Source organism: Pseudovibrio sp. M1P-2-3 (assembly GCF_031501865.1).
Lineage (GTDB): Bacteria > Pseudomonadota > Alphaproteobacteria > Rhizobiales > Stappiaceae > Pseudovibrio > Pseudovibrio corallicola.
This window is the reverse complement of record NZ_JARRCW010000001.1, coordinates 331,937-344,496: the sequence shown is the minus strand read 5'-3', so window position 1 is coordinate 344,496 and position 12,560 is coordinate 331,937. Positions and strand designations below refer to the sequence as shown.

The 12,560-nt window shown below is 50.4% G+C and carries 12 protein-coding genes; 7 read left to right on the top strand and 5 right to left on the bottom strand.

Annotated features, from left to right (window positions below):
- Nucleotides 1-51: 51 nt before the first annotated feature.
- Nucleotides 52-813: an SDR family NAD(P)-dependent oxidoreductase gene (locus tag P6574_RS01665; RefSeq protein WP_310618665.1), complete on the top strand. Its 762-nt coding sequence runs from the start codon at nucleotides 52-54 to the stop codon at nucleotides 811-813.
- Nucleotides 814-928: 115 nt separating this feature from the next.
- The gene (locus P6574_RS01660) at nucleotides 929-2,944 is read left to right on the top strand and encodes a methyl-accepting chemotaxis protein (protein WP_310618664.1); all 2,016 of its coding nucleotides are present in this window, start codon (nucleotides 929-931) and stop codon (nucleotides 2,942-2,944) included.
- 49 nt (nucleotides 2,945-2,993) lie between these two features.
- On the opposite strand, the gene P6574_RS01655 is transcribed toward P6574_RS01660, so the two are convergent.
- From P6574_RS01655 to P6574_RS01640, 4 genes are all read right to left on the bottom strand, one after another.
- Nucleotides 2,994-3,794 (bottom strand): FAD binding domain-containing protein, encoded by an 801-nt coding sequence (locus P6574_RS01655; protein ID WP_310618663.1) that lies wholly within the window; start codon nucleotides 3,792-3,794, stop codon nucleotides 2,994-2,996.
- A gap of 93 nt (nucleotides 3,795-3,887) precedes the next feature.
- Nucleotides 3,888-6,251: a xanthine dehydrogenase family protein molybdopterin-binding subunit gene (locus P6574_RS01650; protein ID WP_310618662.1), complete on the bottom strand. Its 2,364-nt coding sequence runs from the start codon at nucleotides 6,249-6,251 to the stop codon at nucleotides 3,888-3,890.
- Between the two features lie 97 nt (nucleotides 6,252-6,348).
- A complete protein-coding gene (locus P6574_RS01645; RefSeq protein WP_310618661.1) occupies nucleotides 6,349-6,837 on the bottom strand; it encodes a (2Fe-2S)-binding protein in 489 nt (162 codons plus the stop codon).
- A gap of 158 nt (nucleotides 6,838-6,995) precedes the next feature.
- Nucleotides 6,996-7,709, bottom strand: coding sequence for an SRPBCC family protein (locus tag P6574_RS01640; protein ID WP_405048125.1), 714 nt, complete (start codon nucleotides 7,707-7,709; stop codon nucleotides 6,996-6,998).
- A gap of 282 nt (nucleotides 7,710-7,991) precedes the next feature.
- Between P6574_RS01640 and P6574_RS01635 the strand changes: the two genes are divergently transcribed.
- From P6574_RS01635 to P6574_RS01625, 3 genes are all read left to right on the top strand, one after another.
- Nucleotides 7,992-8,945 (top strand): class I SAM-dependent methyltransferase, encoded by a 954-nt coding sequence (locus tag P6574_RS01635; protein ID WP_405048064.1) that lies wholly within the window; start codon nucleotides 7,992-7,994, stop codon nucleotides 8,943-8,945.
- Nucleotides 8,946-9,782, top strand: coding sequence for a TrmH family RNA methyltransferase (locus P6574_RS01630; protein WP_310618659.1), 837 nt, complete (start codon nucleotides 8,946-8,948; stop codon nucleotides 9,780-9,782).
- 121 nt (nucleotides 9,783-9,903) lie between these two features.
- Nucleotides 9,904-10,767 (top strand): SDR family oxidoreductase, encoded by an 864-nt coding sequence (locus tag P6574_RS01625; protein ID WP_310618658.1) that lies wholly within the window; start codon nucleotides 9,904-9,906, stop codon nucleotides 10,765-10,767.
- A gap of 19 nt (nucleotides 10,768-10,786) precedes the next feature.
- Here the strand turns inward: P6574_RS01625 and P6574_RS01620 are convergent, their stop codons facing one another.
- Entirely contained in the window at nucleotides 10,787-11,185 is a 399-nt protein-coding gene (locus tag P6574_RS01620) for a GFA family protein (protein ID WP_310618657.1), read from the bottom strand.
- 148 nt (nucleotides 11,186-11,333) lie between these two features.
- Between P6574_RS01620 and P6574_RS01615 the strand changes: the two genes are divergently transcribed.
- A complete protein-coding gene (locus P6574_RS01615) occupies nucleotides 11,334-11,963 on the top strand; it encodes a DUF2799 domain-containing protein (protein WP_310618656.1) in 630 nt (209 codons plus the stop codon).
- A 54-nt stretch (nucleotides 11,964-12,017) separates the two neighbouring features.
- Nucleotides 12,018-12,476: a YtoQ family protein gene (locus tag P6574_RS01610; RefSeq protein ID WP_310618655.1), complete on the top strand. Its 459-nt coding sequence runs from the start codon at nucleotides 12,018-12,020 to the stop codon at nucleotides 12,474-12,476.
- The last annotated feature ends 84 nt before the right edge of the window (nucleotides 12,477-12,560 follow it).

The window sequence follows — 12,560 nt, the reverse complement described above, 5'->3', positions numbered from 1 at the left end:
CTAGACTATTATATTCAAGTTTCAATACCTATAGTGAAGAGTCTACCCACTATGAGCACCAATTATGAAGAAAATAATCATAGAAAAACAATCGTACTTACCGGTGCGAGTAGAGGAATTGGCCACGCAACCGTAAAAAAATTCTCTTCCGCCGGATACAGAGTTATCACTTGTTCACGGCATCCGTTTTCTGTCAAATGCCCTTGGCCATCAGGACCAGAGGATCATATTCAGGTGGACCTTGGCGACCCTGACAACCTTGAATTGGCCATAGAGCAGATCAAGGAAAGACTAGTCACGGACGGCTCCAAGCTGGAAGCCCTTGTGAACAATGCCGGCATCAGCCCCAAAAACGAAGAGGGCGGGCGGCTCAACTCCATGGAAACCCCACTGGAGGTCTGGAAAAATGTTTTTCAGGTAAATTTCTTTGCGCCGATTACCCTTGCCCGTGGCCTGTTTGATGAACTAAAGGCTGCCCGAGGATCAGTCGTCAACGTGACCTCCATTGCAGGGGGCAGAGTACACCCTTTTGCAGGTGCCGCCTACGCCACATCAAAAGCCGCACTGGCATCCCTAACACGGGAAATGGCTGCGGACTTTGGCCCCCACGGCATTCGGGTGAACGCGATTGCACCGGGTGAAATCGATACCTCCATCTTGTCGCCGGGCACCGAAAAGCTCGTTGAAACCATCCCGTTGCGACGTCTGGGCACCACTACGGAAGTTGCGGAAACCATCTACTTCCTGTGCACTGCCCCATCCAACTACGTGAACGGCGCCGAAATCCACATCAATGGCGGACAGCATGTCTAATACTTTCAGGCCTACAACTATTAATTAGTACATCACTTCATCAAACTGTCATCGAGGGTGCCTATGGACCTTAGCATCAACCACGTCTTACGCCTCCCTCGATCTGGACAATACGATGAAACGGTTTTTATATAAAATAGGCTCCCTAAGAGCCCGCTTTAACATTTTTCTTGTAGCTCTTATTCTCGTCCCAGCTGGCACCTCAGTCTCCAACTACTTACAAAGTCAAAATATTAAGCAAACACTGCAAGTGAAACAACAACAAGATGATGGAGCTAGAAAAGCGGAGGCATTGGTTGAAGCTCTTGGAACTTTGGAGGCACGATTACAGGCAATACAGGCACCGGAGTTTGCCAGTGATGATACCAAAGTAATTGATAGGCTTTTACTGGACACTTCACAAAAAGCGGACAGCTTGAAAAAGTGGTTGGTGCTTCATCAGTCCATTGACTTTGCCAAAGCGATCGAAAAACTCCCCTCAGACCTTAATGCAGCAATTGTTCCCCTACTCGCAGTTAGGCGTAGTGCTCAAGAGCCCTTGCCCTTGATTGCCAATAGCGGTAGCGCCCTATCCAACTCCATTTCCCACCTTAGAAGAACGTTGGAACAGATGGGCTCGGCTCCGGTGGAACTTTCCAACACCCTTGGAATAACTTCAGGGGGGGCTCTCGCTGATACTCTGCGGTTTTCCTTGTCTCCCAATGAAGCAAATCGCGATGAACTTCTAAACTCACTGGGAGTCCTAGGAAACCAGCTGACAGAAACAAAGCGTTTTTTTAAGTCAGCTCCCCGTAACCAACGAAATACGTTGAAGTTTGCAATGAGGGATCGTGATATTCTGGTCCAGAATGCAACACAGCTGTTCGGCGCCCACTCTGGCTTAAAGCGGGAAGAAAAACGAATTTCCGAAAAGCTTAAAACCAGCCTCGTCATTGCCCGATCAACTCTTAGCAAGCTGAAAGAAAAACAACGTACTCAGGATACCAGTATAGGCCGAACAGTATCAGGCATGGCGCAATGGGCTGTTATTTCTGGGGTACTAGCGATCCTTCTAGGCGCGATGATTGCGCTCTATCTTACTCACCGCGTCGTAGCCCCTTTAAGACTCACAATTGCATCCATGCAAGATCTGGTAAGGGGTATGCCTCATGCAAAAGTATTGTCCGGTCGCCACCTAAAAGAGGTGCGGATGATTCACGAGGCAATGTCCATTTTTGAAGCTAGTGATCGTGAACGCCAACGCCTCTCGAGGGAACAGCTTCGAGCCAAAGAGCAGGCGGAATTGAACGAGCAACACCTCAATCATCTCATCTTGCAGTTTCGACATAAAATTCAAAGCTTAACAAGTGGCATGTCTCAAAATGCGGTGTCTCTTGAAGACGCAAGTACCTCCTTAACATCCATCGCTCGAAACGCCGCAGAAAGTTCCAATCAAGCGAATACAGCCCTGCTGGTAACATCGAATCAGATCAGCACAGTGGCCAATGCCGTTGACAGGTTGGCGACTGCAAGTTCAAACATAAGTAAACGTGCTTCCAGCGCCGCTGCCGCAACAACTCAAACAAGTAAAGCGTCAGAACAGTCGACAAAATTGATTGCCAACCTTGAAGCTGCGAGTATGCAAGTTGGGAACATTGTCAACTTGATACATGAGATTGCCGAGCAAACAAATCTACTTGCTCTGAATGCCAATATTGAAGCAGCTCGTGCCGGAGACGCGGGGCGAGGCTTTGCTGTGGTGGCATCAGAGGTCAAAACACTTGCAAACCAAACAAGTGCAGCAACCGAGGAAATAAAAGGGGTTGTGCATCATATTCAAGAATGCACAGGTAAGGTTGCCAGTGTGAATGCTAAAATCACACAAACACTTGTCTCGGTTGACCAGCTGACAGCAACGATTGCCGAGGAAGTAGCCTTACAGGTCAATGCAACCGAAGAAATCAACATGAACGTTAGCGCCACCGCCTCCGGCACTGCCAAAGTATCACGAACAGTGGAAGGCATGGCATCTGCTTCAAAAGAAGCCAGCGGTATGGCCGCCTCTTTGCAACAAACAACGATAACGTTCAAAAGCCACAGCTCATACCTTGAAGCTCAGATAGAAGAGTTCCTAAGCAAGGTGGCGGCGTAACGAAGAGAAAAAACAACAAAAGCAGAAAACTGCTTTTGTTGTTTAAAAATCATCGACAGCTGCCTACAGCCCGTTTCGCCATCACAGTTACAAGGTTCGCACGATATTCGGCAGAACCGTGCATATCTGTGATCAGATCCTCAGGAGATACTGAGATTGAAGCAACGGCATCAGCTGACCAATTTGCAGTCAGTGCATTTTCCATGTCTTCAACGCGAAAAACACCGTCCTGCCCCGCGCCCGTGACAGCAACCCGAATTCCATTTGCACCCTTGGCCACAAAAACACCCGCCATGGCATAACGTGACGCCGGGTTCGGGAACTTGGCATAAGATGATTTTTCCGCAGGTGGGATCACCACAGCCGTGACAATTTCCTCCTCACCTAGCGCTGTGTCAAACATGCCAGTGAAGAAATCCTCTGCCGCATAAGTGCTCTGGTTTGTCTCCACAGTTGCGCCCAGCGCCACGAGTGCTGCCGGATAGTCAGCTGCAGGGTCATTATTGGCAATAGAGCCCCCGATTGTTCCCATATGGCGCACATGCGGGTCACCAATTCTCTCGGCGAGCGAGGCCAACCCCGGCAACGTGACCTTCACATCCTCATTGCCAGCAACATCCGCATGGGACATGGCAGCCCCAATACGAATGGACCCATCGCTCTGTTTTTCAATCCCTTGCAACTCCTTGATCTGACGTAGATCTATCAGGTCCGAAGGAGCCGCAAGACGCTGTTTCATGGTTGGTATCAGAGTCTGGCCACCAGCCAGAAATTTTCCATCCTCTGCCTTTTTGAGAAGGTCTGCCGCCTCAGAAACCGATGAGGCACGGTGATAGGTTGTCTCGTACATTTTAAAACCTCCCACTTTCTTTAAAGTGTCAGTTAGCAAACAAATAAAAGGTGGAAAGGAAAGCAGAAGCGCTGCCCCTGCTCTCATGCAGCTTTATTCAGCCGCAATCCTCTCACTCTTTTGCTGAAGTGTTGCCCAAACCTTCTCCGGTGAAGCCGGCATGGTCAGGTCACGCACATCCAGTGCATTTGTAATTGCATTGATCACCGCTGGTGGTGCCCCAATGGCCCCTGCCTCACCGCACCCTTTCATGCCAAGGGGGTTGCCCGGACATTCGGTCTTGGTGGTTTCTACAAGGAATGAAGGTACGTCATCCGCCCGTGGCATGGTATAATCCATGTAGGAAGCGGAAAGCAGCTGTCCGCTGTCATCATAGACGGCACGCTCATGCAGCGCCTGCCCTATGCCCTGTACCAATCCGCCATGCACTTGCCCCTCAACAATCATAGGGTTGATGATGGTTCCAAAATCATCTGCTGCAACAAACTTGACGATTTCGGTGATGCCGGTTTCAGGATCAATCTCTACCTCACAAATGTGAGTTCCCGCCGGAAAGGTGAAGTTGGTGGGGTCATAAAAAGCCCCTTCCTTCAAGCCCGGCTCCATCCCTTCGGGAAGGTTGTGCGCGGTGTATGCAGCCAGAGCGACCTCTGTGAAGCTGAGTTTCCTGTCGGTTCCGGCAATTTTCAGCTCACCATTTTCAATGATAATATCTTCTTCGGAGGCTTCCAGCTGATGAGCGGTGATGCTTTTAGCTTTGGCTTCCACCTTATCGAGCGCCTTAACGATAGCGGACATGCCAACGGCACCTGAACGAGACCCATAGGTGCCCATGCCAAATTGAACCTTATCCGTATCCCCATGAACAATTGAAACATTGTCGACAGGTAAGCCAAACCGTTCAGCAATAAGCTGGGCAAAGGTTGTCTCGTGTCCCTGTCCATGACTGTGAGATCCCGTGAGAACCTCAATAGTTCCCACAGGGTTCACTCGAACCTCGGCAGATTCCCAAAGTCCAACACCCGCTCCAAGCGAGCCGACAGCTTCAGAGGGCGCAATTCCGCAAGCCTCAATATAGCAGGACATACCGATACCGCGCAGTTTTCCATTTGCTTCGGACTGAAATTTTCGATCCGCAAAGCCATCGTAGTCAATGGCACTCATGGCTGCATCCAGCGAGGCATCATAATCACCGGCATCATAACACAGGATCACCGGTGTTTGATGGGGGAACTCCCGAATAAAATTAGTACGGCGAAACTCAGCAGGTGACACGCCCAATTGCCGCGCCGCCGTTTCCATCATCCGCTCCACAAGGTATGTGGCTTCCGGCCGTCCCGCTCCACGGTAAGCATCAACAGGAACCGTATTAGTGTAGATCGCCTTCACATTGGCGTAGATGTTCGGGATATTGTACTGGCCGGATAAAAGCGTTGCAGACAGGTAGGTGGGAACACAGGAAGAAAACAACGACATATAGGCACCCAAATTCGCAAGGGTGTTCACCCGCAGGCCCGTAATACGATTGTTTTCGTCAATAGCCATTTCAGCAGTGGAATGGTGGTCGCGCCCGTGTGCATCGGTCAAGAAGGCTTCGGTGCGAGCTGATGTCCACTTCACCGGACGCCCTACCCGCTTGGAGGCCCAAAGACAGACGATTTCCTCTGGGTAAACATATATTTTTGAACCAAAGCCGCCCCCCACATCCGGCGCAATAACCCGCAATTTATGTTCGGGTGCCACATTGTAGAAAGCGGAGAGAAGTAAACGGGCCACATGCGGGTTTTGTGAGGTGGTATAAAGAGTATAGTGCTCCTCTGCTGTATCATAGGAAGCGATGGCCGAGCGCGGTTCCATTGGATTGGGGACAAGCCGGTTGTTTTCAATGTCCATTTTGACAATATGGCTTGCATTGGAGAACGCATCATTGGTTGCTGCCTCATCTCCAATCTCCCAATCAAAACTGGTGTTTCCTGCCGCTTCGGGGTGAAGCTGGGGCGCCCCATCGGCTATGGCGTCTCGACTGTCAATGACGGCGGGCAACTCTTCATAGTCAACTTCAACTGCATCCGCGGCATCATTGGCCTGTTGCGCTGTATCAGCCACAACAATGGCAACGGCTTGCCCAACAAAGCGTACAATCTCATGTTCCAGTGCCCGCCATGCCCCCATATTCATTGGCGAGCCGTCCTTGGAATGAACCATCCAGCCGCAAATAATATTACCAATACCATCTGCTACCAACTGGTCTCCAGTAAGCACAGCATCTACACCGGACATGGCGAGAGCTGTTTCAGCATCTATGCCAGATATTTTGGCATGGGCATGAGGCGAGCGGACAAAGGCGGCATATCCCATTCTCGGCAACGAGATATCGTCTGTATAACGCCCCTTTCCGGTAATAAATCTTTTGTCTTCTTTGCGCAGTACTCGTGCGCCAATTCCTTCACTTGTCATAGCGTTCCCTCCCAGAAACGATCTATTCCAAAATCAACAGTCCCCTAGGGCGTTTTAAGAGCATCTAGAGATCGCGGCCTGTTCTCTATTATTCAGCCTATTGAGCTGCCTCGCTGAGTGCTGGCATTTCTTTAGAGGCCGCTTGGATAGACTTCACAATATTATGATAGCCGGTACAGCGGCAGATATTGCCCTCCAGCTCCCGGCGGATTGTATCTTCATCCAGATCCGGCCCAAGTCGATTGATCATATCAATGGCACTCATAACCATTCCGGGCGTACAAAAACCACACTGAAGACCGTGATTTTCCTTAAAGGCCTTTTGCACGGGATGCAGATTATCCGGCTCTCCAACTCCTTCGATGGTGACGATGGACGCCCCATTTGCCTGTACGGCAAGCATGGAGCACGATTTCACGGCTTTTCCATCCAGATGCACCAGACACGCCCCGCATTGCGACGTATCGCAGCCAATATGCGTGCCTGTAAGCTCCAGATTTTCTCGGATGAAGGTTGAAAGTAAAGTTCGGTCTTCCACCGTGCCGGTTACGGCCTTGCCGTTAACCGTCATTGTGACAGTTCCCATAATTCCCTCCCTTAGTCGAACTAACCGTTTGAACTGGCTGTTCATTTTCTGAGTGAATAGGGCATCGACCTTCAAAGTGCGCCCTACTCAATATCAACGACGAAAAATTCCATGAATCTTCAAAGGCAGGTCGCGTCTCTAGCCCTCAAAGAGAAATTTTACATCCCAGATAAAGCAGCATAAAGGACAAGCAGGATCAAAAGGGCTCCCAAACCCCACATCAACGGCCCTCCCCAAGAGCTTGTTCCCGCTGCAACCTCCAGCTTTTCTTCTACGTCCTTAACTTTGTCTTCCACTGCATGCTCCATGTCAGAGATGGCCTCCACCACCCCCTCTGGCGCATTTTCCATGGCAATTGTGCGAGCTCCTTCAATCAAGCCCGGATCAAGGGGAACATCTTTCAAATCTTCATTGGAGCTCTCACCACTTTGTTCCTGAGATAGCTCTTTCGTAAATGCTGTAAAGAAATCATCGGCCATTTTCTTGGCAGTTGAATCAATAAGTCTGCTTCCCAACTGCGCCAGTTTACCGCCCACCGTGGCATGAACTTCGTAGCTCAGCAAAGTTCCTTCCGGACAATCACGCAATGTTACCTGTGCCCCGCCCTTGGCAAAGCCCGCAACGCCGCCTTTCCCCTCTCCTGTAATTTTGTAGGAGTTGGGCGGATCTAACTCTGAAAGAAAAACATCACCTTTAAACTTGGCTTTAACCGGCCCTACTTTTGCCGTGACACTTGCCTTCATCTCTACATCCGACACTTTTTCAAGATCTTCGCAGCCTGGAATGCAAGTTTCTAAAATGGAGGGATCACTAAGCGCCTCCCAAACTCTTTCCCGCTTTGCAGGAATAGTCTGTTCTCCCGTCATATCCATGGGTAATCCTCCGATATCCATGTCTTCAATTCCCCATTATACTTTGGGGTGGCAGGTGCTCAGCTTGGCTCAACTTGGGATGTAATGACAAGTACCTTTCTTATAAAAAATGTAATTTGTGTTTCCCCAGCCAAAAACTCTTAGGAAGTTGGTAAGCTTAGTCGTGAAAATTCCCGAAAAAGTTGACCCTGCCACCATTGCGGCTTAATCCCATGCCTCAAAATAGACATCGGGCTACCTAAGATGTTCCATCAAGGTGCCCATACTGTAAAGGCAGAGACTTTGACTAGCTCACAAAGCTCAACACCGCAGCTTGATTTGAAAGATTCGCCCCGAAGCATTGTCTCCTCTCTCATCGAGATGAACGGATGGAAAGACTACGCGCTTCTGGACATGGGCAACGGCAAGAAACTTGAGCGTTATGGCCGCTTTACTGTGGTTCGACCAGAACAGCAGGCCATGGGGCAGCCACGCCTGCCAGAAAAACAATGGCAACAGGCTGATGCAGTCTTCACCGGAGATGTGGAGGAAGAAGGCGCAGGTCGCTGGCGGTTTGCCAAACAACTGCCAGATACATGGAAAATGAAATATGGCCCTGTGACATTTAATGGCCGTTTCATGTCCTTCCGCCATGTGGGCGTATTCCCTGAACAGGCAGCGCATTGGGACTGGGTGAGTGACATCATCAAGGGAAGTAAACGCCAGCTAAAGGTTCTGAATCTGTTCGGATACACCGGCCTTGCCTCGCTCCTGCCCGCTGCAAATGGTGCCCATGTAACCCATGTGGATGCCTCCAAAAAAGCCATCGGCTGGGCGCGTGAGAACCAAGAACTCTCCGGTATGCAGGACCTGCCGATTCGCTGGATTTGTGATGACGCTATGAAGTTTGCCCAGCGGGAAGTACGCCGCGGAAATACCTATGACGGTATCATTCTTGATCCACCCAAATATGGCCGTGGTCCGAAGGGTGAAGTCTGGGACTTTTTTGAAAGTATGCCGGAAATGCTGCAGTTGATGCGTCAGCTTCTCTCTCCCCATGCCCGTTTTATGCTCATGTCTTCCTATGCCATTCGCGCTTCCTATCTGGCCTCTCACGAGTTGATGCGCGAACACCTTGCAGGCCTACCCGGAACAATCGAATCCGGTGAACTGGCCATTCGCGAACACGACAGCACCCGTTTACTCTCCACCTCACTTTTCAGCCGTTGGAGCGCCCCTTCAGGAGATACCGCATAAATGTCCAGCCATCTAAAACAGCGGGAAGGCTCCGTTAAACAGATCACCTCCCATTCCAACCCGATCGTCAAAGAGATCAAAGGTTTGGTTGCCCAGCGCAAGCACCGCCGGGAAAGCGGCTTATTTGTTGCCGAAGGGCTAAAGCTTGCAACGGATGCACTGGACGCAGGATGGAAGCTGCGCTACCTGGCCCTCGGTCCTGAGGCACGGGAAAACAAAATCGCTATGGAGGCGGCAGCCAAGGCCAAGGCGCGGGGAACTTTGATTTTGGAAGTGAGCACCGCAGTGCTTTCTGCCATTACCCGCCGCGATAACCCGCAGATGGTTGTAGGTGTTTACGAACAGCAAGTGCACACCCTTAAAGCGGTTGATCCTACTGGGGCAAAAACTTGGCTCTGTCTCGACCGGATTCGTGACCCCGGAAACCTTGGCACCATCATCCGCACAGCTGATGCGGTTGGCGCAAGCGGTGTTGTGCTCATTGGAGACACGACCGATCCGTTTTCAGTTGAAACCGTTCGCGCCACCATGGGCTCCTTGTTCCACATGCCGCTGGTGCGCTGCACAGAGGAAGAGTTTATTTCTTTCCGTAGCAAATGGCCGGGGCCTGTAGTGGGCACTCACCTTCGCGGTAACAAGGACTACCGGGAGGCCGATTATGGTGAGCCGGTTCTTCTGGTAATGGGTAACGAACAGGCGGGCCTGAGCGATCCTTTGGCTGACAGTTGTTCCCAGCTTGTCAAAATTCCTCAAGAGGGTCAGGCGGACAGCCTTAACCTCGCCATTGCTACGGCTATTATGTTGTTTGAGGTACGCCGGGCGCATCTGAAACTTTAGAAATTGTTCCCCAGCTCAAACCGGGCATGCGAATGGAACCAGTTCAATTACTTCGGAACATGTGACGGGCCTTAAAAGGCGGGACATGTACCCGTTCCGATCAACCGCAGGAGCGCATAGCGTGAGACTATTTGTATTTGGAATGGGCTATAGCTCAACACAGTTTGTGAAAGACCATGGTCACCGTTTTGATTGGATTGGTGGAACAACCCGTTCAAAAGACAAGTTACCCCTATTGGAATCGATGGGGGTAACTCCTTTTCTCTTTAACGGCATTAAACCAGAGCCAACCATTATTAACGAGCTGGTACAGGCCTCCCATATTCTGGTTTCCATTGGACCAGGGGATATGGGCGACCCTGTTCTCAGTGCATACCGCCATATCATTGCAGAGGCCCAAACCAATTGGATTGCCTACCTGTCCACCGTTGGTGTTTACGGAGACCATGACGGTGCATGGGTGAATGAGGCCAGTGAATGCAGGCCCGTTTCAAAACGCTCGGTTCAACGGGTACAGGCAGAAAAAGACTGGCAGGAGCTGGCGAAGCATTACGCCCTCCCCCTGATTGTTCTGCGCCTTGCGGGCATTTATGGCAAAGGCCGAAATGGCTTTATCAATTTGGAAAAAGGCTCTGCAAAACGCATCATCAAACCCGGACAGGTTTTCAACCGCATCCATGTGGAAGACATCTCCGGCGTACTGGGGTCCTCTCTTACCCGCCCGATCACCGGGATCTTCAACGTATGTGATGACGAACCCGCCCCGCCACAAGATGTCGTTTCCTATGCAGCGAACCTGATGGGCGTTGCTCCACCACCGGAGGTTCCTTTTGAAGATGCCCAAATGTCCCCAATGGCGCGCTCTTTTTACGGCGAAACGAAGCGCTGTGAAAACAGTAAGGTCAAAGAGGCCTTCAAATATACTTTCCGTTACCCAACCTACCGCGAGGCTTTCGATACTCTTTGGAAGGTGGGCTATAAGTAGCCCTCACTGGGTTTGCAAGCTAGTACGTTTCCAATTGGAGTACATCTCCGTCAATTTCGTAGTAGCCCCCTTTATCCGCGCAGAAAATATGCTTGGCAAGCTTCAAGCCTGACGTGTCATTCAGGCTGCCAACAGAGATGGCAATATACTTTGCGAACTCTGGGTGGCGGTCTGCATGCCAAAACAAGGTGGATCCACAACGGGGGCAAAAACCCCTTCGGGCGTAATCAGAGGATTCATACCAGGTAAGTTGGTCTTCCCCCTCTAGAAACTCCAGTTTTGCGAATTTGGTACCCACTGAATCAAAGGCCCCACCAGAATTGCGACACTGCCCGCAGTGGCAACGGCTCACCGTTTGGTTGTCAGTGTCACATGTAAATTTCACTGTTCCACACAAACACTTACCGGTTAATTGCATAGCTCCCCCCATGAGTTTATTTCTTGGCTGCCCCCATTCATCCTAGGTTCAGAAAAAATTCCTAGGGTAATTTCATAGTTGCGGCCATTAATCGTGATTCCTCTGACAGTTTACAGGCTGAAAAGAAGAACACAATAGGAACATTTCCATGAAAAAAATTTCAAACCTCATCAGCTTTCTGGCCTTCGCTTTTATATTAAGCGCATGTGCTTCCCTTTCCGAAGAAGACTGTAAAGCGGGTGATTGGCGAGCTCTTGGTTTCATGGATGGTCAGAAAGGGTATGAAGCAGACCGTATCAACACGCACTCAAAAGCCTGCGGAAAGTATGGCATTGCACCCGATAGGGCTGCTTATTCTCAAGGCCGCATACAGGGCCTGCAAAGCTTCTGCACCCCAACAATGGGGTTTGAGCAAGGCAGCGGCGGCAAACCCTTACGCAATGTTTGTCCTGCCAGCAGCGCACTCCGCTTCCAACAGGGCTATATGCTGGGTAAACAACTTTATGACGCCAGGGCGCAGATCAGACAGGCCAAAGCTGACCTTATAAAAGCACGAGAAGGTGCGAAAGAAGAACTCACCTTGAAATGCGAGAGCGCCAAAGACCCGCAAAAGTGTTACAATAAAAAGTCACCCACGCTTGCCCTGCATGCAGATGTTGTTTTTGCACAAGCCCACCTCATGCGCGCAGAGCTCAACCTGTCCCAAGTCCAATCACATGTTACATATCAAATGAGCAGCATTGCCCCCAGCTATGCCCTAAGCTTATACACTAACTAGAAATACGGGCTGAAGGTGGCAAGGGCCGCCTCCTTACTTAGACATGGGGAACCAATGAAAACGTGGCGTGTATACCTCAGCGGTGAAATTCACACTGACTGGAGAGAACAGATTATTGAAGGGGCGAAGGAATTTTCCCTTCCCATACACTTTGACAAACCAATCACCGATCATGATGCCAGCGATGATTGCGGGGCTGTCATTTTGGGTCATGAAGAAGATAAGTTCTGGTACGACCACAAAGGATCCAAGATTAACGCGATCCGTACACGCACTTTGATCAATGATGCTGATATTGTTGTTGTCCGTTTTGGCGATAAATACAAACAATGGAATGCCGCATTTGATGCGGGAATGGCCATAGCACTCGGCAAGTCCTTGATTGTACAACATGACCGTTCTCTCACCCACCCTTTGAAGGAAATAAATGCCGCCGCACTGGCAACCGCTGAAACTCCCGCACAAGTGGTCGAGATTCTACACTATGTCACCACCGGTGCCTTAAAGCGTTAACCCCACATGCAAAGACATCCCGAAATACTGCTAGAGAGATTAGAACCTCACGACACTGAAGCCATCATCGCTTTGTGGAAGGAC